Consider the following 22,707-nt stretch of genomic DNA (forward strand, 5'->3'; position numbering starts at 1 on the left):
TATGTTCTTTACCACCTATAGATAATAAGTGATATATGTTCTTTATCATCTATGGTTGAACGTGTAAAAATAAAAAAAGTTCCAAATGTATGGAACTTTTTTCCTAGTTAGGCATTGTACCCCTAAAGTTGTATTTTTTAGGGCCAAAAGGAGCTAAATGGCATGTCCCTTTCCACACGGATTGCACCGCATCTTCCCTATTTAAGACGCTTTGCACGCGCAGTTACAGGTTCCCAGCAGTCAGGGGATGCTTATGTTGCTTCAATGCTTGGCGCATTGATAGCAGATATATCGATTTTTCCAAAATCATCTAATGATCGTATTAGTGTCTATCATTTGTTTTGTGGGCTTTTTGACCAAACATCATCAAATATTCCTGAGCCAATGCCGCAAATTGATAAATTTGCCCATCCTGATGCCAAATTATCCTACCTTACACCGCGCGCTCGGCAAGCATTTTTGCTGGTTGCGGTTGAAGGTTTTAACGAAAAGGAAGCCAGTGAAGTTTTAGGCGTTAGCGAAAGCAAATTTCTTGATCTTTTAGGTGAAGCATCAAAAGATATTTCTGAGCAGGTGGCAACAACCATTCTCATAATTGAGGACGAACCCCTTATCGCCATGGATATTGAGCAATTGGTTGAAGGCTTAGGCCACAATGTTGTCGGTATTGCCCGCACCCGTGACGAAGCAGTCAAGTTATTTAACGAATCAAAGCCCGGCATGGTGCTTGCTGATATTCAGCTTGCTGACGGAAGTTCAGGAATAGATGCCGTGAACGATATCCTCGCCGATAAAGCCTTGCCAGTTATTTTTATAACCGCTTTTCCAGAGCGACTATTGACGGGCCTACGCCCTGAGCCAACATTTCTTGTAACCAAGCCATTCAATCCTGACATGGTTAAGGCACTTATAAGCCAAGCTTTGTTTTTTCAGGAAAACGCCCATAATGGGTAGTGATTGCTTAATTTTTTAAAAGCCCTTTTGATAAAATAAAGAACATCTTACTTTATTTTGGGTTTTAACCAAGCAATAGAAATGTAAAAGAATAGCTATACCCTTTTAAATAAACCAAAAAGGGTATAGATTAATTTTGATTTTTCAAAATAAGCTTCAACAGAGAGCTATTAACGTTGGATAATATTATCAATACTTTAATTTAGCATAATATGAAGCTTATCGAACATACACGAAGATGTAGGTTTGTACAAAAATATAGGCGAGCAGCATGGCCATAGAGGTCCTAAAAACAACAAATACTGATCAAGAACAAATTGATGGCCTTATTCAAGCGATCCACAATGCAGATATTTGTGTTTTTTACCAAACTCCCGATTTAATTTTTCAATGGGCGAAAAACTTACCTCCGCAGTTAGAGACATTATGGAAGCCCCATTGCCTTGACGGGGATTTATTTGATGCTGAAACAAGTTCCCTCATGGTTAAAGCTAAAAAATCTGTGCTCGAAAACGGTATTGGCGATACTGTAGAGGTAAAAATAGGCCACGGCGCTAAACCTTCATGGCTTAAGTTCTCAATCGATTGTCACCGCAACGAAAAAAATGAAATTATCGGCTTAATAACCACTGGCATTAATGTTTCAGAACTAAGGCAACGTGAACAGGTTTTAAAAATACTATTGCGTGAAGTTAGTCACCGTTCTAAGAATTTATTAGCAATCATGCAAAGCATTGCATCTCAAACGGCTAGGTTTAGTGATTCCGTTGCTGATTTTTTAAAAAAATATCAAGGGCGTATCCAATCCCTTTCCCATTCCCAAGACCTCGTTACCGATTCAAATTGGCGTGGTGCCTTGTTAAAGGATCTTATTAGCTCGCAAGCTACAGGTTATACTGATCATTCTAACGGACGCTTTATCATTCATGGTGAAAATCCCTATCTTTTTCCGAGTGCTGCTTTGCATATAGGGCTTGCTTTTCATGAGCTTATTATCAATTCGTCTTCATATGGCGCGCTTGCAAGTGATTGCGGTATTGTCAAAATCGACTGTGTTGTAAAAAATAATGAGGATAATAGTCAGTTTATCCAAATAACATGGAATGAAGTTTTTAACTGTCATGACAATAAGAATGAAGGTAATGCCCGCTTTGGGTCAACGGTACTTGAAAGAATCGTTCCAGCATCGGTGGACGGTGTCGCCCAATATGTAATCGACGATGGCATGGTAAACTATTTATTGAATGTACCAGCAGCCAATTATGATTTATAGTTTTTTCGTTTTGCAGCTTATTTTGCCTAACACTACAATTCAAAATAACAATATGTTTTTTAATCGTTTTTTTAAATTTATTGCAACAAACAATAATTGTATTGGAATTTTTTTTGGAAAAACTTTAAAAAAGTTACAATTGCCTATAGACAGAACGAAATTTAATGCTATAACGCAAACCACTTCAGTATATTGAAGCAGTTGCCCAGATAGCTCAGTTGGTAGAGCAGCGGATTGAAAATCCGCGTGTCCGTGGTTCGAATCCGCGTCTGGGCACCACTTTTGATCTTTCCCTTGAAATTTATTTTTAGCCTAATTATCCAGCTTAGTAGCAATTTGTTTTGGCAATTAAAAGCAATATGGGTTTGGTTCAAAATGAAGCATTCACCCACTTATTTTAATCTCTTTGCCAAGCATTGTTTATTGAAGATAAAAGGGTTTATTGAAGATAAAAGGCGGGATTGACCCCGCCTTATTGTTAAAGCTATTGAACTGGAACAGGCAGAGTCATTAAATCTCCATAGAGCTTTAAAAAACGCTCACTATCCATTTGTTTTACAACCTTTATCTTTTGCAATAAATCTGTTGGCTGTTTTTGCCAATAGCCATAGGTTCGGCCATATCCCGGCCCAAAAGCAATATCAACATCGACAAATACTTCATCGGTCTTTATCGCAAGTGTGGGATCAAGCATATAAGCAAGCGCCAAAGTATCAAATACATTGACATTGGCATGAGGATTTTTTGCAAATGCTTTTGCAATCCAACTGTCTTTAAAAAGCGCAGCATTGGGCGCACCTTCAGCGGTGATTTTTTCAAAAGTTGCTTTATCAAGTTGAGTTAAATTGGTTGCATCAAGAGGGATAATCACTTGTGGAATAGCCTCACGCATTATAATACGTGCCGCCTCGGGATCTACCCAAATATTCATTTCAGCTGCAGGAGTTGTGTTGCCATGCACATCAAACGCACCGCCCATATAAACAATTTGCTTGATAAGAGGCACAATTTCAGGATTTTTACGTACAGCTAAGGCAAGGTTCGTTGCGGGACCAATGACTAGGATTGAAACTTCATGGGGATTTTTTTTAATCGTATCAATTATATAATCGACTGCATTTTCATCTCGCAGCTTGGCTTTGGTTGCAAAGCTGCCTAAAGGCGCAATGAGATCTTCTTTCTTAGGTTCAGGCCTATGAAAAGCAGTTAAATAAGATTCTCCAAAACCGAATAATTTTCGTTCGCTGTCAAAACTTTTTGGGTCGTGAACAAGCGGGTAAAGTGCACCGGCATAAACACCAACCTCATCTTCGATCCCTAAGCGTTCTACAGCCTTCAATGCATCAACAACTTCTTGTTGCAACCAGTTATTACCAGTCACTACTGTCACGCCAAGCAATTCAATTTTCTTTTGCTTATGAAGTTGTGCTGCCATAATGAGCGTTTGCCCATCATCGCCGTCAATGCTAAAATCAGTATCCATAATCACTTTCATTGCCGCATTTGCGTTGAAAGAAATGCATGCTAATGAAAAAATAAGAAAAACTATAAAAAGTAGTTTCTTCTGTAAATATTGCATCATCTTATCCTCCACGTTTTGCAATCCAATTGTTATAAACAATCTGGGATAACAATAGAAAAATCCTTTTAATACCATTTGCAAAACAGTATAATAAAGTAATTTATTGACCAATGATACCTTGATGACACCATTTGGGTTTTCATTGTGTCTCATTTATTATAAATTAAAAACCATAATTTGAGGAGATTATAATGAAATTCAAAACATTGTTAATGACAGCAGCTCTTGCTCTTGGCCTTACTGCCCCGTCAATGGCAGCAGAACAAAACAAGCCAGTTGTTGGCTTGATTATGAAATCTTTAGCCAATGAATTTTTTAAAGACATGCTAGATGGCGCTGAAGCCCACAATAAGAAGCTAGGCACTTACGAGCTTAAAAGCTTTGGCATGCAGTCGGAAACCGATATTGAAAGCCAGATTAACGCGGTTGATAATTTTGTGACCCAAGGTGTCAAAGCCATTGTTATTGCGCCAGCTGATTCTCGTGCATTAATTCAGCCTCTAAAACGCGCTATCAATGCAGGTGTGACAGTCATTAATATTGACGTGCAGCTTGATGAAGCCACCTTAAAAGCAAATAAGGTTGAAATTCCTTATATGGGCCCAGATAATCGTGAAGGCGCTCGCATTTCAGGTGAAGTTTTAGCAAAACATGTTGGTAAAGGCGGCAAGGTTGTTATCATTGAAGGTATTCCAGGTGTCGACAATGCCGAACAACGCCGCTTAGGCTTTAATGATGCGATTAAAGAGGGTGAACTTCAACTGGTAACCTCTCAAACCGCTCATTGGGAAACAGAAGAAGCCAATACTGTTTTCACTAATATTTTAACCGCTAATCCTGATATTCAAGGTGTTATGGCAGCCAATGACTCAATGGCATTAGGTGTTGTTCGCGCATTGGATGCAGCCAAGCGCAATGATATTAAAGTTGTAAGCTTTGACAATGTTCCTGCTATTCGTCCTTTAATCAAGGATGGCAAAGTTTTAGCAAGTATTGACCAATTTGGCTCAAGCCAAGCTGCTGATGCCATTGACGCTGCTCTTAAAGTTATTGATGGCGGCGAACCTTTAAAAGGTTGGATCAAGACCCGTGTTGCTCTTATTACCAAAGACAATGTGGAATAATAATCCTATCCTAGCATGGCAAATTTGCCATGCTAGGCGCCTTTTTCAATAAAATATGAAAGCTATTAAAGCATTTGATAAATGAAATATGATCATTTTGCTAAGATATCTTTGATATTAATCCTTCGAATGTTGGAAAAGCTTACAAGACCTCTTCTGCTAGATTAGATCTTGTTTTGACCCTTAACGACAGCTTTTCATTTCATTATTTGCCCGATGATTGGGCAATAGTTTGCGGGCTCCAATGGCATTAAAAAATCAAACTTTGCTACAACTTCAAAATATTGTTAAGCATTTTGGCGGCGTCACTGCACTTGCTGGTGTTGATCTTGCTTTAAAAAAAGGCGCGGTCCATGGCCTTATTGGTGAAAATGGTGCTGGTAAATCAACCTTGATTAAAATTATCTGTGGCATTGAAAAAACCGACCAAGGAACCATGCTACTGGATAGTAATCCATATACTCCTCATTCTCCGGGCGACGCCAAAAAGAAGGGCGTACAGGTTGTTCATCAGGAATTAAACCTTTTGCCGTTTTTATCTGTCGCAGATAATGTATGTTTTGAGCATCTGCCCGCCAATTGGTTTGGTGTTATCCAGAAAAAAAAGATGGAACGGGAAACGCGTGCAGCGCTTGATTTGGTTGGACTTGATCATTTATCCCCATCGGAAACAATCGAAGATCTTGGTATTGCCCAGCAGCAACTAATTGAGATTGCGCGGGCCTTGAAAAGTGAAAGCCGCATTTTAATTCTTGATGAGCCAACAGCAACCCTAACATCAGTTGAATCCGACCGTTTATTTAAATTGGTGCATCAATTGGCGGCAGAAGGCGTTGCGATTTTACTTGTTTCGCACCATCTTGACGAAATTATCAACCATTGTGATGAAGTTACTATTATGCGCAATGGCCGCACTGTCGCCACCCATTCTATTTCAGATGTTACAATTGACAGTCTTATCCAAGCAATGATTGACCGTAAGATTGAGGCAACACCATTAGCCAAAGAAGCTATTGTGCATAAGGATGTCTTGATGCGGGTTGAAAAACTAAGACCGGCAGCAAGCCCCTATAGTGAAGGTATATCAATAACCGTACACAAGGGAGAAATTGTTGGCATCGCCGGCTTAGTGGGAGCTGGACGAACTGAATTTTTACGAGCAATTGCCGGCGCTGATAAAGCGCTATCGGGGCGTGTTGCATTAAATGGTAAGTCTAAGCTCTATGCAACGCCCGGTGCCGCCATTCGTGATGGCATTGCGCTTGTTAGTGAAGATCGCCGTCATGAAGGATTAATTCTTCCCATGCCAATTGCTACCAATATAACCCTAGCTGACACTAAAGACATATCAAAAGCTGGTATTGTGCAAAAGCAGAAAGAGACCGAAATTTCGTTAAAATATGGTCGGGAATTAGCAATTAAATATGGTAAACTGAATGATCCAGTGTCGACACTATCAGGTGGCAATCAGCAAAAAGTCGTTCTAGCAAAATGGATGGCAATAAATCCATCAGTGCTTTTACTTGATGAACCAACGCGCGGCGTTGATGTTGGGGCTAAGGCCGAAATTTATGCCCTAATGCGCGATTTTGCAGCAAAGGATAAAGGCCTATTGGTGGTATCATCAGAAATGCGCGAACTTATTGAATTATGTGATCGCATTTTGGTTATGGCGCATCATCAAATTATTGGTGAATTGCAGCGCGATGAATATTCGCAAGAGCGTATTTTGCAACTGGCCTATCATCAGGCTGCATAAAATATTTTCAACGATAATAAAAAAGACGAATTTTTACAAGGACATATCATGGCAAATGAATCACAAAAAATGAAATCCATATTACGCGATGCGGGAATTGCGTTGGCGCTCCTTGTATTAATTCTTGTTTTTGCTATTACAGCCGAAAATTTTTTGGCACCGGCCAATATAACCAATATTCTTACCCAAGTGACCATTAATCTTATTTTGGCAACTGGTATGACCTTTGTTATTTTAATCGGTGGTATTGATTTATCTGTCGGGTCTATTTTGGCTCTGTGCGCCGTTGTTGGTGGTACGGTGATGAATTTATCCGGCCTTGACGTTGTTTCTGCTGTTTTGTTGGCAACCGTCGTTTCTATCTTGGTGGGCATTGCTTGCGGTATGGCCAATGGTTTAATATCAGCCTATTGGGGCATACCATCCTTTATTGTTACTCTTGGCATGTTCAATGTTGCACGCGGCGCAGCTTTGCAATTTACCCATGCACAGCCAATTTATTCTTTCCCACCAGAATTAATTAATTTTGGCGAAGCGGCCATAAGTTTTTATTATTTTAGTATTCCATTAACGTTTATTGTTGCGCTTATTCTCGTGCTTGTTGCTTGGTTTATTCTCACCAAAACGGTTTTTGGCCGTTTGCTTTATGCGATTGGCAATAATGAAGAAGCTGTGCGTTTAGCAGGCCATCCAGTTTTTTGGTATAAGGTTGCAGCTTTTACAATAGCTGGTGGCATAGTTGGTATTGGCGCAATTATTTATATTGCCCGCTTGAGTATAGCAAGCCCTAATGGTGGTACTGGTTATGAATTGAACGCTATTGCAGCAGTTATTATTGGCGGCACAAGTTTGAATGGTGGGCGCGGTTCAGTTTTTGGGACGCTGGTTGGTGCTATTATTATCAGTGTGCTTGCTAATGGTTTGGTGCTTCTTGGCCTTGGCGATTTTATACGCCAAATGATTACCGGTCTTGTGATTATCCTTGCTGTTGTGCTTGATAAATATCGCGAACGGCTTGCACGCTAAAACCACATTAAGGACGCAACATTTAAAAACATTTCCAGCAAAAAATTATCACTTTTTGCTGGAAATGGCTTAAAGCGAAGTCGTGTTACATATTGGCATTTCAACAATAAATAAACATGTTCAAATATCTGTTTAAGCTTAATAAAATCCTTAACTAAGCCGCTTCAGGTGTATAATCTGCATCAATAATTGCCTGCTTTACTTTATCAGCATCTTGTGTTCCCATCACCGTTACAAGATGGGTTGCAACATCCGCGTTAACTGTTGCATTTGGTATAGCCTCTATAATTGCAGAGGTTACCGACTTAACACAATGCCCGCAGGTCATATCAGCGACACGAAATACAATTTTTTCATTAGTACTCATTTAAATTTCCTTTTTTGTTATTTTTAGCGTTTTGCTACTGTATAAACTTATATGCCACCTTCCAACGCGGCAAGGTCAAGGGCAAAAAATGAAAACTCTATTTATTAATAAAAAGTGCATTGCACTCGATTGATAAATAGGCTTATTACCAATCACCTTTTTAAATGCTCTCACATTGAAAAGGATGAAGTTATTACAATTACATATCCAACTTTAGGAGAGGCAAAATGAGCGAGCCGCGAATATTAACGCGTTCAGATATGAAAACTTTGGGATTATCCTCTTTGGGAGGTGCTCTTGAGTTTTACGACTTTATCATTTTTGTCTTTTTTACCAAAATAATCAGCGCAGTATTCTTTAATCCAGAAACTGCCCCATGGTTAGCCACTTTACAAACTTATAGCATTTTTGCCTCAGGCTATTTAGCCCGCCCGATCGGCGGCATTATTATGGCTCATCTTGGTGACAAGTTTGGGCGTAAAAAGGTCTTTACTTTTTCAATTTTGTTAATGGCATTTTCTACGCTTTGTATGGCACTTGTGCCATCTTATGCATCTATCGGCGTTGCTGCACCTATCTTACTTGCACTCTTTCGAATTTTACAAGGCATTGCCATTGGTGGTGAAATTCCTGGTGCTTGGACTTTTGTATCGGAACATGTGCCATCTCGCTATGTAGGCTTTGCAACAGGTTTTCTCACTTCTGGTCTTTCCTTGGGTATTTTACTTGGTTCATTGGTTGCAACACTGGTTAACCATCTGTTTTCCCCGCAGTTTATAATGGATTATGGTTGGCGTGGTGCATTTATCCTTGGTGGTATATTTGGCCTTTTAGCAGTTTGGTTGCGACAATGGCTGGATGAAACCCCAATTTTCAAGCAAATGCAAAAAGCACGGAGCCTCACCAAGGAAGTGCCGCTAAAAATCGTTCTTAAAAGCCATGGTGAAAGTGTTTTAATTGCCGTATTGCTTACATGGGCCTTATCGGCAACCATTGTTATTTCAACATTGATGACACCTAATTTTATGGAAAATCCACCCTATGGTTATTCCGGTAATACCGCGCTTGCCGCTAATTGTGTCACATCATTATTTTTAATCATTGCAACACCTATTGCTGGGATTTTATGTGATCGTATTGGCAGTGGACGCTTTTTCTTAGGTGGCGGTATCTGCTTTGCCATTACAGCCTATGTCTTTTATAATTATGCTGGCACTTCAACCCTTTCACTCTTTGTATTATCAGCCTTTTTAGGTTTTTTTGCTGGCTATGTTGGTGCAGTTGCTTATGTCATGGTCAAGGCTTTTCCAGCTGCGGTTCGTTTCACCGGCCTTGCCTTTTCTTACAACATGTCCTACGCAATTTTAGGCGGTACAATACCGGTCGTTATCTCTCTCATCAATAGCTTAACGCCAATGGGCCATGTTTGGTATTTGCTCGCCATCGGCATGTTAGCCAGTGGGCTTGGAATTTATTTATTATGCCGTGGTGAAGCACGCCAATTTGACATTGGTGTTGAAGAAAAGCCAAAATAGACAGCTATTGTTGATTGCTTTTCAATATAGCGATTTTGCAAAAGAAAATGTGTTAAAATCGCTATGCAATCTTTGCCACGGCCTCAACTGAAAGTGAACATGATATAATCTATTTATTTACTTTCATCTCTTTATAATATCCGTTCTATTCGTCAATTTTGATTGAGTCTTTCTTTTAAGAAGCGGCATTTTAAATGATTAAAAATGGTATAAAAGCAGCCTTTGCTGCATTGCTTCCTCTATGCGTTATGGGGTTAAGTGGTATAGAGCTTGCAAAAGCCGATGGTTTGGTTTGCCAGAATAATGGGCAAGATCGCAATTTGCCTTTTGTGCAAGATGTTGCCAAGGCGTTAAAGTTTGATAATTTGGCCTTTGCATCGTGTCGTCCATCACCAAACCATATTGACATGACTTATATTACTTTGCTGCGTCCCTCACAAGGGCATGAAAAGTGCGAAAAAAATTGCCGATATGACATTGCCTTTATCTTAGCTGGTACCAAAACCGGTAAAGTAACCAAGCAGCTTATTCAAAAAGATGCAATCATTGAGGGGGATGCTAAATTATCCAGTGTTGCAATTGACGATACGCTTTATCAGCTAAGTCCTGATCAGCGTGCAACGGCCGTCCAGATGAATTTTGAAAGAACAACACCAGATCTTAAAGAAGCACGGCGCGATCTTTATTTGTTAATAGAGCGCGAAAATGAGTTCAAGGCTGGGCTTGGCAATGTTGCAAGCCCTGATGATTCAGAATTGACCAAATTGGTAATGGATAGAACCGTTACCCATGTTAAGCAAAATGACCAATGCTATAGCTATCAAATGGTGTTAAAGCGTAAAATTAGCCTTGGTAGCTATTCTAATGGTTTTCGAGCCCTTGAAATAAATACTGATATTAATGATAAAATTGCCAAGCTGGGAAATGAAAATTGCGTAGAAGTACCCATCACTACGAGTACAGGGCAAACAACGGTACCTTTTAATGGGACAGTATATTTTATCCCAGAATGGATTTCCCATTAATGAGATAAATTTGTATGGATTTCCTATTAATTGAATTCATGATTATCTTTAAAAATTAAATAAAAAACCGCCTCTTTCGAGGCGGTTTTTTGTTTTATTCGGCTTTTTCAGCAAAAACGGGGCTAGGCTTAAAATTAAGCCTATCTGAGCCGCGCAATATATGAACATTGGAGCCGTCCAAGACATCGCCCATCAAAATGCGCTCAGACAAGGGATCTTGCACTTCGCGCTGGATGACGCGTTTAAGGGGGCGCGCACCATAAACTGGGTCATAACCTTTTTCAGCAAGCCATTCACGAGCATCATCATCAACATCCAAAGTGATCTTGCGGTCATCAAGCAAGGACTGCAATCTTTGCAACTGGATATTTACAATTGCCCCCATTTCTGAACGATGCAAGCGATGGAAAAGAATAACTTCATCGACACGGTTCAAAAATTCTGGGCGGAATGCAGAACGCACGACACTCATTACCTGTTCACGAGCTTTTTCTGCCTCTTCATCATCACCAAGCTGGGTCAAATATTCTGCCCCAAGGTTGGACGTCATGATGATTAGGGTATTGCGAAAATCTACAGTGCGCCCTTGTCCATCAGTTAACCGTCCATCATCTAATACTTGCAACAACACATTAAAGACATCAGGGTGAGCCTTTTCAATTTCATCGAAAAGAACAACTTGATAGGGACGACGACGCACAGCCTCGGTTAATGCACCACCTTCTTCATAGCCGACATAGCCAGGAGGCGCACCAATTAGGCGCGATACGGAATGCTTTTCCATATATTCCGACATATCAAGACGCACCATTGCTGTTTCATCTTGAAAGAGGAATGAGGCTAATGCTTTGGTAAGCTCAGTTTTACCAACGCCTGTTGGCCCCAAGAAAATAAACGAACCAATTGGCCGATTAGGATCTTGCAAACCAGCGCGAGCGCGGCGAACCGCACGCGATACAGCTTGCACGGCCTCACCTTGACCAACAACACGCTTACCAATTTCATCTTCCATACGAAGCAAGCGTTCGCGCTCGCCCTCTAACATGGAATCGACCGGAATACCTGTCCAGCGCGAAACCACTTGTGCCACATGTTCTGATGTCACAGTTTCTTCAACCATTGAGGTGCGGCCCTCTTGGCTTTCAGCATCATGCAATTGCTTTTCAAGCTCTGGTATTGTGCCGTAAGCAAGTTCACCAGCTTTTTGAAATTCGCCATTGCGCTGGGCAATAGCCAAAGCATTGCGTGCTTCATCAAGCTGACGCTTGAGGTCGGCTGCATGGCCAAGCTTTTGCTTTTCTGCCTGCCATTTTGCTGTGATCTCATTAGATAATTCCTCAAGCTCAACAAGATCATTTTCAAGTCGCTCTAAACGATCACGCGATGCGGTGTCTTTTTCAACCTTAAGCGCTTCTCGTTCGATTTTGAGCTGCATAACGCGGCGGTCAATCTCGTCAAGTTCTTCTGGTTTTGAGTCAACCTGCATTCTTAGCCGAGATGCTGCCTCGTCAACAAGGTCAATTGCTTTATCAGGCAAGAAGCGGTCGGTTATGTAACGGTTTGACAAGGTTGCCGCAGCAACAAGAGCCGAATCCGAGACACGCACCTTATGGTGTTGTTCGTATTTTTCCTTAATGCCGCGTAAAATTGAGATCGTGTCTTCTACCGTTGGCTCATCAACAAAGATTGGCTGGAAGCGGCGAGCAAGCGCTGCATCCTTTTCCACATATTTGCGATATTCTTCCAAAGTTGTTGCACCAACACAGTGTAATTCACCGCGTGCAAGGGCTGGCTTTAAAAGGTTGGACGCATCCATCGCACCATCAGTTTTACCAGCGCCAACAAGGGTGTGCATTTCATCAATAAATAAAATGACTTGCCCAGCAGCAGCTTGCACTTCTGACAACACGCCTTTTAAACGCTCTTCAAACTCACCGCGATATTTCGCACCAGCAATCATAGCACCAAGATCAAGGGCAAGCAAAGACTTATCGCGCAAGGATTCAGGAACATCTTCATTAATGATACGTAAAGCCAAACCTTCAACAACTGCGGTTTTACCAACGCCCGGCTCACCAATCAATACAGGGTTATTTTTAGTGCGGCGGGACAAGACCTGAATTGTACGGCGAATTTCCTCATCGCGACCAATAACAGGGTCAAGCTTGCCATTACGTGCATCTTCAGTAAGATCACGCGCATATTTTTTCAAAGCATCATATTGGTTTTCTGCAGAGGCAGAATCGGCTGTGCGGCCTTTTCTCATATCATTAATTACCTTATTAAGAGCATTAGGCGTTACACCGCCTTTGGCAATAATCTCATGGGTTTTGGCAGTTTTTTCCATGGCAAGTGCTTGCAATAAACGCTCCACGGTTACAAAACTATCTCCAGCCTTGTCAGCCAGCTCTTCAGCTGTGGTGAAAACTTTTGCCAATGGTTGGGCAAGATAAAGCTGGCCATTGCCGCCGGTAATTTTGGGTATGGCACTAAGCGCTGCATCAAGTGCTGTTTTTATTGCAGAAAGATTGCCGCCAGCCTTTTCAATCAGTGAGGCGCAAAAACCTTCATTATCATCAATCAACACTTTGAGAAGATGCTCTGGCAAAAACTGCTGATTATCAGCAGAAAGTGCGGCATTTTGAGCGGCTTGAATAAAACCGCGAACTCGTTCTGTATATTTTTCCAAATTCATTTTATTTTCCCTTTCCCGCAACCTGAAAACATATTTAAGAAGATTTTAAATATGCTCTGGTTTAACAATGCAGCATTACGGTTGGTGGAAATTGAAAGCTCCCATTATGGCAAGCCTGTTTTCCTAAACTGATATGGGAATGATTTGAAATGACAGCAAGAGATAATCGATAATTTTTTTAAAAAAACTTATCATGATCTGGGGGTGTTTTAAGTTTCGTCATTTTGCAAAAAATAGTCAAAAAGCAATATTTTAACAATAGTTTTGAAGGATTTTCATTCTTATTTAATTACAAATGTTTTATTGTGTGTTTTATTGTGATTAATAAAATTATAACGAAATATACAGCGGATTCGTACTATTAAGCGAATGCCGCTTTATGCTGTGACAGGACCATTTTATATGAGCATTCGCCGGATATTCAAATATCTGTTTTTTACAGTGGCTATTTTGGTGGTGCTTATTATTGGTGCAATTATTGCAATCCCTTATCTTATTTCAACGGATGCAATACGCATACGTCTAGCACAAGACTTAAGTACTTGGACTGGCTATAATGTTCAATTGCGTGAGCCACCAAAAATTTCATTTTTCCCCAAATTGCAAGCCGCCCTTCAAGGCGTTAGCTTAAGTGATGCCAGTGATGATAGTCGGCCGCTTATGGAGGCGGAATGTATAGAAGTTGATTTGTCATTATTAGATGCTTTGCAAGGTAAGGTCAGTTTTTCTGAAACTCGCATCATCCGCCCACATTTTGCGGTTGACGAACCGGTTAAAACTGTTGCTGGCTTTTTTGCTTCATTGGCTCGCTCCGATGGTAGCCTTGGGAATGCTATTCGCCAAGCGCGCGAAATTGTTGCACAAAGTCCCAATAATGCGGATTTATCTAGTTTGCTTAACCAGCCATTTGGCCGGATTTATATTGAAGATGGTACATTATCCTATCCCATTGATCATAACAGTGCCGACAAAAAACCAAGCGCAGAAGCACGTGGAGAAATCAAAGAAATTAATGCAACCGTTACATGGCCAACCTCCACCTATGCGGCATCAATCAAGGCCAATGGTCGTTGGAACAGCGCCTATACCGAAGTAAATTTGCGTGCGGATCAAGCATTAATGTTAATGGCAGGGGGTAAAAGCGCAGTCAGGGTATCGGTTAATTCTAATCGCGGTGGAGTGACTTATACGGGGGATGCCCAGTTTGCGCAGCGTTTTGCTTTAAGCGGTAAAGTTGCCGCTCGATTACCTGCCTTAAATGTTACGATGGACTGGCTTGGACAAGCAAAAAGCTTTGGTGCCGCGATCCAATCACCTGTTGTTTGGGAATCTAGTCTTATTGCAACGCCTGAAAAACTGGAATTGAATGATATAAATCTGACCCTTGGCAATGATAAGGCACGCGGCGCTTTGGAAACGGTATTTATTGGTGATTTGCCATCAACCTCTGGATCATTGGCATTTCAATCACTTGACTTTACTCAAATTTTGCCTGCCTTTATCTCTGCTGGTGACGTTATTCCGGATCTGTCATTTCTTAATCGTTTTTCACTTGATTTACGCGTTTCTGCACCGCAGGGACAAATTGGGGCTATTGCGTTAACCAATTTTGCAGCATCAACCCAATTGCGCAATGGTCGATTAAGCTTTGACATTGGCAATGTTAATGTCTTTGACGGTACGCTACAAAGTAATATCATCATCGGTCTGCTTGACAATGTTACCCAATTGGAAACACGCCTCTCAACTACTAATGTTAATTTGGAGCAGTTAGAAGGTGCGCTTGGCTTAGACGCAAAGTTGAAATGTCCAATCAATTTAACGATGAATGCAACTTCTGATTTTACCCATTGGTCCAAGGCACTTTTAAATGCCAAAGGTGCATTTGATATGAATTGCAATAATGGTTCAATTATTGGGCTTGATTTTGCACGCTTTATCAATGGTATTAATAGTGAAAACGCTTTTCCATTTTTTGGCAGCAATGATGAGTTGTTAAGCTTTGTCCGTTTTGCTGCCAAGGGCAGCATCGAAAATGGTGAAATCAAAGCCGACCTTGTTGGTTTGGCTTTCGACAATCATCTGGTGGATTTTTCTGGTTATGCTTCGCTAGAAAATGGCAATGTTGATTTTACGGGCATTATTGATCGACCAAGGCGTGTTGATGGGCAGTGTATTGATGTTGAATGCCTGCAGTTAAGCTTAAAGCCCTTGCAAAGGTTTGAAGTTAGCGGTCCATGGAACTTACTACAAGCTAAAAAACTTAATATCGATGATCAATAAAAGAAAATTGTTGCGTCACATTTTTATAAAAAGCCTATTTAAAATGTGCAGCAGTCATTAAAACCCCATAGACGAGCATTTCATTCGCATTGGCCAAACCAACAATAAGTGGTTATGAAATAGCTTTAATCTTATCAAAAAGTTTAAAGTTAAAACGGCGGCTACATAAGACTAAAATCAATTACACGATCATATTTTTGGGATATAGTTGGACTTGATAATTTAATAATGCCTAAAATTAAATATTTTAAGCAAAAATGCGTCTTATTTAAAATTTGCGACAATGCGATATTTTATGATAATGATTGATTTCAATTTATTATTGTGGGGTGCTATGCAACAAGAAAATCCAAAAATTCCGTTTAAAAAACAGCAGGAATATAAACTTTCTACAATCATAGAAGCTTTTGCTGAGCCCTTACGCGTGGACCAAGATAATTATTACGACTATAATGGTTTTTGTTTATATTGCAAAGTTGATGCTGATGATCTTGAACTTGATCAACTCTATTATATCGATGATTATGGTGATGACGATGATGATAGTAATCAAGATGTATACCCTGAATTTATAACTCAAAATAATCTTTATTTTGTCTGTCACGGTGAGGCTTTTATTAACGCAATGTCGATGGTTCTTTCAGAAATAGAACAGCCGACATTAGAAAATTTTGTTGATGGCATCAATTATTATTGGAATGCAGGATAATGTTTGGGAATGGGCGATGAGGCAATTTTATGAGTGAAAAAGCGCTAATTGTTATTGATGTACAAAATGATTTTTGCCCTGGTGGTGCATTAGCTGTTGCCCAAGGCGATGATATTATTGCGCCAGTTAATGAACTTATCGCTTGCCATGATCATATTGTTGTTACGCAGGATTGGCATCCTGAAAATCACTCAAGTTTTGCTTCTCAACATAAAGGGTTTGAGCCTTACCAACTTGTTGAAATGCCGTATGGTAAGCAGGTGCTTTGGCCGGATCATTGCATTCAAGGCAGCTATGGCGCAGATTTTCATCCCGATCTTCACTGGCAAAAAAGCGAGCTTTTATTACGCAAAGGCTACAATGCTGCGATTGATAGCTATTCGGCATTTTTTGAAAATGATCATAAAACCCCAACTGGACTTGCAGGTTACTTAGCCGAGCGCCAAATAAAAAAACTGATGCTATGCGGTTTAGCCACCGATTTTTGTGTTGCATATTCAGCAATTGATGGTGTGCGTTCTGGTTTTGAGGTAAGTGTAATTTTAACCGCTTGTCGTGCTATTGATTTAAATGGTTCGCTTGATCATGCAATTAAAGCAATGCAAAACAATGGTGTTGAACTATTATTGACCATATAGGATGTTGATATTGCGATAAATATATAAACAGTCTTTTGAATTTTAAAAAACTTCTTAATATTGCAACTTTTCACATATATTAAAATTTTAAGGCCATTTGCCTTAGAAGAGTCTAAATTTTTGTGTCTTTGGCGTTTGATTTATTCAATAGATGGATTTACCAATCATGAAGTTTTTTGTTAGCCGTTTTTTAATATTGCTGGTATTTGGTGCTTTTTTAAGCGCTTGCACCGATGAACGTGCTATTCTTTGGCATGATAAAATGGCAACAGCTTCATCAATTGCGGCATCAAAAGCTGCACTTATCCAGCCTAAAAAACCAATTGCTGTTCAGCCGGTCTATGTTGCTACAAGTCGGGGTAAAGAAAATAATTTATATTTGCCTTTTGGTTCGAAACGTTCACCGCATTTAAATTTCGCACGTGTTGATGTTGGAATTCCTGCAGCACACCAAAAAGGTGCAGTGGAAGCTAATGGTAATAAGCCAAACTCTGGTGAGCATTTTGCTGCTGTTGCTATGCAAACCTATAAAGATAGGCAAGATTTCAAACAGGCTTTAAATAGTGCTTTAGCAAATTTGCCACAAAAAAATAAAGAAATTCTAGTTTTTATTCATGGTTACAATAATAACTTTGCTGAAAGTACATTTAGAGCCGCGCAAATTGCCTATGATTATCAATTAAATGCGGTAACTGTTCACTATGCTTGGCCATCAGGTGGTGCCTTAGGGCTTTACGTCTTTGATCGAGACAGCGCCGATTATGCTCGTGATGGTCTTGTTGAATTATTGCAATTAGTATCAGAAACAAATGCTAAGCAGGTTAGTGTTGTTGCGCACTCGATGGGTAATTATGTGACTATGGAAGCTTTGCGTACTCTTGCGCTTAAAAATCAACGTGGACCAATCAACCGTATTTCAAATCTATTGCTCGCCGCTCCAGATATTGATGTTGATGTTTTTCAAATGCAGCTAAAAGACATTAATGGATTGCCAAAATCAACCGCTGTTCAGGTCTCCAGCAATGATAAAGCACTTACAGTTTCAGGGACAATCACCGGTGGCCACGCTCGCGTTGGTGATGGGTCGGATATTGCAATGCTGAATAAAGCAGGAATTGCAGTTTTTGACATGTCAAATGTTGATGGTGGCTCACATGCGGTGTTTGCGTCATCACCAACACTGATGGCACTGGTGCAAGATGGTGCGCTTTCTCATTCCGTCCTTAAAGGTGATGAAGACAATGATGATAATGCAGCATTTCTTGCGGACGGTAATTCGGTAATAAAAGGCGCGCGGTCTTTTGTACAAGGAGCCGCTTCATTGATACTTTACACGCCAGCACGTATTTTAAACGTAGCAAATTAATATGCTATTTAACTAGAGCGCATTTCGATCTGATTGGATCAGATCGGCGCTCTAATCCATTGTATGCACTGAGTTTCTTGTCCAAAAACCGCTTCACACTTTTTTGAAAACGCTCTAATCAAAAAAGGTAGCATAATGAGTTAAAAAAAGCCTTTGCAAATCAAATGCAAAGGCTTTTGTGTTATAGGATGTTTAAACTTTTATTAGTTTCTATTGCGCTTCATGGCAATGCGCTGATAATCAATTTTAAACATGCCATCAGCAAAGCGAACGCCGGTTTTTAATTCGGTGATTTGCACTGTTGTTTCTTGGTTTTGCCGATCAATCATGGTCCATTGTCTTAACTCATAGGTCTTGGGGTCAAATATGAGCTTTAGTTTCCCGCCACCCATAGTTTTATCGGCAATTTCCATCACTGCAACATTCTTATCGGCAGAAAAGGCTAATAATTTGCCGCCGCTTAAATCAATTTGATTATCAAGCAATAATTTCATTGGTGTTTGACTAAGCTGATAAAGATCCCATGTATCTAGCTTTTTATTATGAATAACCACCGATTTGCCATCAGCAATCACGCGTATATCTGAGTTTTTATAGGTAAAGCGGATTTGCCCTGGACGCTCCATATAAAATGTGCCCTCGGTCATTTCACCTTTTGGGCCAATTTGAATAAAATCACCAGTCATGGTTTTTATTGATGAAAAGTGGTTGGCAATTTCTTGGGCCGTTACTTGCTGATTTTGGGGCTGGTTTTGGGACCGATTTTGTGCTTGTGCGAACATTGGCGCAGTTGAAACAACACTAAGAGCTAATGGCAAAGCAATAAAAGCAAGGCGTAATTTTTTTAGTAATTTCATCTTCATCCTCTAAAATTTTGCTAAAGCCTTTTTTAGTGTTGTCGATTTCGAGCAATGACATGCTTTGGCTATTTGCAAATGGTCAATGTCATAAAAATCGCAAAACCCGTTATCAACTAGGCTTACATTTATTTTTCTGGTTTTTTCATAGCAATATTTTGATAATTAATTCTAAACATTCCATCAGCAAAACGTACATTACTACGTAAATTGGTAATTTGCACCGTAGTTTCAAGATTTTGGCGGTCAATCATTGTCCATTGTTTAAGCTCATTGGTTTTCACATCAAATATTAAACGTAGCTTGCCACCCGACATGGTCTTATCTGTAAGTTCCATGGTGGCTGCATTTTTATCGCTTACAAAATTTAATAATTTACCGCCGCTTAAATCTATTTGGGTATCGAGTAAAAGTTTCATCGGTGTTTGGCTAAGCTGATATAAATCCCAACTATCTAATTTTTTATTATTGATAACAACCGACTTACCATCAGAAATGATACGGATTGGTGAATTTTTATAAACAAAACGAATTTTGCCGGGGCGTTCTAGGTAGAATGTCCCTTCTGTCATTTTCCCTTTCGGGCTAAATTGAATAAAGTCGCCAGTCATGGTATTTATCGCAGCAAAATGATCGGCAATTTTTTGTGCTGCAGCTTGGTTGCTAGCTTCTTGTCTATTACCTGCTTGGCTCATGCTTGTAGCATTATTTTGCGCCAATAATGGCGATGTGGCAAAGCTGCTTAATAAGACGGCAATTAAACTTGTTTTTATGAATTGGAAGCCATGCATAGAATTACCTCATATTTTTAAGGCGAGTATCTCATATTGCCAATTAATCAAAAGTTTAACTACTGGCTATGGCTGTTTCATGGCGCAAATCTGGTGACTTCGCGGCTTTCATTCTATTTTTATAAAAGACCGCATGATCGCGGTCTTCTTGGTGTTTATGATAATTAAATTTAGGAGCTATTACAAATTTAGTAGCTATCATTGCCATCTTCTATCAATATTTCGCGCTTGCCGGCATGGTTGGCTGGGCTGATAATGCCTTCTTCTTCCATGCGTTCAATGATCGAGGCAGCGCGATTATAACCAATACCAAGGCGGCGTTGGATATAAGATGTTGAGGCTTTTTTATCACGAAGAACAATAGCTACCGCTTGATCATAAGGATCATCACTGCTCGCCATGCCACTATTATTGCTGGCGCTATCGCTTTCGTCATCGCCTTGGTCTTCCATTACCGCATCAAGATATTCTGGCGTGCCTTGGGTTTTAAGGTGATTAACAATGGTTTCCACTTCATGATCGCCAATAAATGGCCCATGAACGCGTTGCGTGCGTCCGCCACCCATCATGAATAGCATATCGCCTTGTCCTAATAATTGCTCGGCACCTTGCTCGCCTAGAATGGTGCGGCTATCAATTTTAGAGGTAACAGAAAAGGAGATACGAGTTGGAAAATTGGCTTTGATCGTACCGGTAATCACATCAACTGAAGGGCGCTGGGTTGCCATAATCACATGGATACCAGCAGCACGTGCCATTTGCGCCAAACGTTGTACTGCACCTTCAATTTCTTTACCGGCAACCATCATTAAATCAGCCATTTCATCAATAATCACCACAATATAAGGCATGATTTTCATGTCGAAATGCTCGGTTTCAAAAATTGGCTTGCCTGTTTCATTGTCAAAGCCAGTTTGCACGGTGCGTGATAGGCTTTCGCCATTTTCTTGGGCTTTTTGCAAACGCTCATTAAAGCCATCAATATTGCGCACGCCAAGTTTTGACATGTTGCGATAACGCTCTTCCATTTCGCGAACAGCCCATTTTAACGCGACAACCGCTTTTTTAGGGTCGGTTACAACAGGCGTTAGCAAATGCGGAATACCGTCATAGACTGACAATTCCAACATTTTTGGGTCAACCATGATTAGGCGGCATTCTTGAGGCGTATGCTTAAACAGCAGCGACATTATCATAGTATTAATGGCGACAGATTTACCCGAGCCAGTTGTACCTGCAACCAGCACATGAGGCATTTTAGCAAGATCGGCAATGACCGCATTGCCATTAATAGTTTTACCCAAGGCAAGACCAAGCTTTGCTTTGCTATCGCGATAATCACGGGTTTCAAAAATTTCGCGTAAATAAACTGTTTCACGGTGCTTATTGGGCAATTCAATGCCAATGGCATTGCGTCCTGCAACGACAGCAATACGGGCTGATACAGCACTCATGGAGCGGGCAATATCATCGGCAAGACTAATAATCCGTGACGATTTTACCCCAGGAGCTGGCTCAACCTCGTAAAGCGTTACCACAGGCCCTGGCCTTACATCAATAATGGTGCCCTTAATGCCGAAATCTTCTAAAACACCGCCAAGACGCTCGGCATTTTGTGCCAATTGCTCTTTTGACAAAGAAGTGTCTTTGAAGGTTTCTTTAGGTTCTGCTAAAAATTCCAAATGGGGCAATTCAAAGCCATTATTGTTAATTTTTTTGGCAATAATGCTTTGGCTCTTTGTATTTTGTGTGCGGCTCGCTGCCCGTGGGCTGCGTGTTGGCGCTTCTGCCGCTAAGCTCGCACTGGTGTTTGTGGGCGTATTATTTTCGTTGCTCTCGTCAATGTCATCAATATCTTGGTTAAAATTTGGCTCAACGCGTTCGCTTGATGTTGTCGTTTGTCTTGCGGGCCGTGCCTCCGCTTGCTTGTTTGATGGCTTAATCTGTTCTTGCTCAGCGATTTTTTCTGCCCGTTTTGCTTTGATGCGTGAGAAAAATGCTTGTACGCGCATGAATAAATGCATGGTCAAGCCAAACATTGTCACAAAAATGCCGGCACGCGGCGCATCTTCATAGTCTTCAGCGCGATTGGATCTTTTGGTCTCCACCAATTTTTGACGCTTTTTAGCTTTATTGCGCCCAATCATTGCACCAGCATAGGCTACAGTTATCAAGGCAAGCGGGGCAAAGACAACGGCAATGACAATATCGCGTATGGCTTTTGGTATGAAGGACAGTAATTGGTCAAAAAAGCCTAAAAACTTGTCACCAACAACACCGCCAAGCCCCATTGGCATTGGCCAGCCAGCAATCGGGGGGATAGTTGCAATAGCGGTTGCAAAGAAAATGCCCGAAAAACCCCACAGGACAATGCGCGTTATTGGTTTTGGAATGTCGCGCTGCATCAGCAATAAAATTGCCCAGAAAAATGGCGGTAATAAATTAACTGGCGCTGCAAGCCCAAAAAACTGTAAGGCAATATCTGCATAAGCCGCGCCCCAAAAACCTAGTTGATTGGTCACAGGATTATTATTGGCAAAACTTAATGAGGGATCGGCAAAATTCCATGTGGCAAGGGCAATAGCTGCAAGCACGACGAGAATGAGCAAGCCAAGCCCTAAAAATGTACCAAGTTGGCGATACAGCACATGGCTAAAACGCGGTGCTTGATAGTCGCTTTCTTCTGGTAAATTATAAGTGGAGTGGCCCTGTTTCATTTGCAA

Annotated in this window: 17 protein-coding genes and 1 tRNA gene; 12 read left to right on the top strand and 6 right to left on the bottom strand. The window is 40.6% G+C overall.

Annotated elements, in window-relative coordinates:
• Positions 1-162 precede the first annotated feature (162 nt).
• The 3 genes from N5852_RS02865 to N5852_RS02875 all read left to right on the top strand — a co-directional run bounded on the left by N5852_RS02865 (position 163) and on the right by N5852_RS02875 (position 2,506).
• Positions 163-954, top strand: coding sequence for a response regulator (locus tag N5852_RS02865; protein ID WP_262098914.1), 792 nt, complete (start codon positions 163-165; stop codon positions 952-954).
• 271 nt (positions 955-1,225) lie between these two features.
• On the top strand, positions 1,226-2,227 hold the full coding sequence (locus N5852_RS02870; protein ID WP_262098915.1) for a sensor histidine kinase: 1,002 nt from the start codon (positions 1,226-1,228) through the stop codon (positions 2,225-2,227).
• Positions 2,228-2,430: 203 nt separating this feature from the next.
• Positions 2,431-2,506 (top strand) — tRNA-Phe (locus N5852_RS02875).
• Between the two features lie 205 nt (positions 2,507-2,711).
• Here N5852_RS02875 and N5852_RS02880 read toward each other — a convergent pair.
• Entirely contained in the window at positions 2,712-3,710 is a 999-nt protein-coding gene (locus tag N5852_RS02880) for a nucleoside hydrolase (RefSeq protein WP_262098916.1), read from the bottom strand.
• Positions 3,711-4,000: 290 nt separating this feature from the next.
• Between N5852_RS02880 and N5852_RS02885 the strand changes: the two genes are divergently transcribed.
• The 3 genes from N5852_RS02885 (at position 4,001) to N5852_RS02895 (ending at position 7,718) form a co-directional block, all read left to right on the top strand.
• Complete coding sequence (locus N5852_RS02885; RefSeq protein ID WP_262098918.1) at positions 4,001-4,933, top strand: sugar ABC transporter substrate-binding protein; 933 nt, start codon at positions 4,001-4,003, stop codon at positions 4,931-4,933.
• 244 nt (positions 4,934-5,177) lie between these two features.
• The gene (locus tag N5852_RS02890) at positions 5,178-6,692 is read left to right on the top strand and encodes a sugar ABC transporter ATP-binding protein (protein WP_262098920.1); all 1,515 of its coding nucleotides are present in this window, start codon (positions 5,178-5,180) and stop codon (positions 6,690-6,692) included.
• A 48-nt stretch (positions 6,693-6,740) separates the two neighbouring features.
• On the top strand, positions 6,741-7,718 hold the full coding sequence (locus N5852_RS02895; RefSeq protein ID WP_262098921.1) for an ABC transporter permease: 978 nt from the start codon (positions 6,741-6,743) through the stop codon (positions 7,716-7,718).
• A gap of 154 nt (positions 7,719-7,872) precedes the next feature.
• On the opposite strand, the gene N5852_RS02900 is transcribed toward N5852_RS02895, so the two are convergent.
• Entirely contained in the window at positions 7,873-8,085 is a 213-nt protein-coding gene (locus N5852_RS02900; protein ID WP_262098923.1) for a heavy-metal-associated domain-containing protein, read from the bottom strand.
• A 227-nt stretch (positions 8,086-8,312) separates the two neighbouring features.
• Between N5852_RS02900 and N5852_RS02905 the strand changes: the two genes are divergently transcribed.
• On the top strand, positions 8,313-9,620 hold the full coding sequence (locus tag N5852_RS02905) for an MFS transporter (protein ID WP_262098924.1): 1,308 nt from the start codon (positions 8,313-8,315) through the stop codon (positions 9,618-9,620).
• Between the two features lie 194 nt (positions 9,621-9,814).
• On the top strand, positions 9,815-10,645 hold the full coding sequence (locus N5852_RS02910) for a hypothetical protein (protein ID WP_262098926.1): 831 nt from the start codon (positions 9,815-9,817) through the stop codon (positions 10,643-10,645).
• A 94-nt stretch (positions 10,646-10,739) separates the two neighbouring features.
• Here N5852_RS02910 and clpB read toward each other — a convergent pair whose 3' ends face one another.
• On the bottom strand, positions 10,740-13,340 hold the full coding sequence (gene clpB / locus N5852_RS02915) for an ATP-dependent chaperone ClpB (protein ID WP_262098927.1): 2,601 nt from the start codon (positions 13,338-13,340) through the stop codon (positions 10,740-10,742).
• A gap of 402 nt (positions 13,341-13,742) precedes the next feature.
• Between clpB and N5852_RS02920 the strand changes: the two genes are divergently transcribed.
• The 4 genes from N5852_RS02920 to N5852_RS02935 all read left to right on the top strand — a co-directional run bounded on the left by N5852_RS02920 (position 13,743) and on the right by N5852_RS02935 (position 18,336).
• Positions 13,743-15,623 (top strand): AsmA family protein, encoded by a 1,881-nt coding sequence (locus N5852_RS02920; RefSeq protein WP_262098928.1) that lies wholly within the window; start codon positions 13,743-13,745, stop codon positions 15,621-15,623.
• 334 nt (positions 15,624-15,957) lie between these two features.
• Complete coding sequence (locus tag N5852_RS02925) at positions 15,958-16,332, top strand: hypothetical protein (protein ID WP_262098929.1); 375 nt, start codon at positions 15,958-15,960, stop codon at positions 16,330-16,332.
• Positions 16,333-16,361: 29 nt separating this feature from the next.
• On the top strand, positions 16,362-16,970 hold the full coding sequence (pncA, locus tag N5852_RS02930) for a bifunctional nicotinamidase/pyrazinamidase (protein ID WP_262098930.1): 609 nt from the start codon (positions 16,362-16,364) through the stop codon (positions 16,968-16,970).
• Positions 16,971-17,136: 166 nt separating this feature from the next.
• Positions 17,137-18,336 carry an alpha/beta hydrolase gene (locus tag N5852_RS02935; RefSeq protein ID WP_262098931.1) on the top strand — a complete coding sequence of 400 codons (1,200 nt, stop codon included), beginning with the start codon at positions 17,137-17,139 and terminating at the stop codon, positions 18,334-18,336.
• 203 nt (positions 18,337-18,539) lie between these two features.
• Here the strand turns inward: N5852_RS02935 and N5852_RS02940 are convergent, their stop codons facing one another.
• The 3 genes from N5852_RS02940 to N5852_RS02950 form a co-directional block, all read right to left on the bottom strand.
• A complete protein-coding gene (locus N5852_RS02940; RefSeq protein ID WP_262099669.1) occupies positions 18,540-19,118 on the bottom strand; it encodes a LolA family protein in 579 nt (192 codons plus the stop codon).
• Between the two features lie 203 nt (positions 19,119-19,321).
• Positions 19,322-19,888, bottom strand: coding sequence for an outer-membrane lipoprotein carrier protein LolA (locus N5852_RS02945; protein ID WP_262099670.1), 567 nt, complete (start codon positions 19,886-19,888; stop codon positions 19,322-19,324).
• 284 nt (positions 19,889-20,172) lie between these two features.
• Complete coding sequence (locus N5852_RS02950) at positions 20,173-22,701, bottom strand: FtsK/SpoIIIE family DNA translocase (protein WP_262098932.1); 2,529 nt, start codon at positions 22,699-22,701, stop codon at positions 20,173-20,175.
• Between the last annotated feature and the right edge of the window lie 6 nt (positions 22,702-22,707).

The organism is Bartonella sp. HY328 (assembly GCF_025449335.1).
GTDB lineage: Bacteria > Pseudomonadota > Alphaproteobacteria > Rhizobiales > Rhizobiaceae > HY038.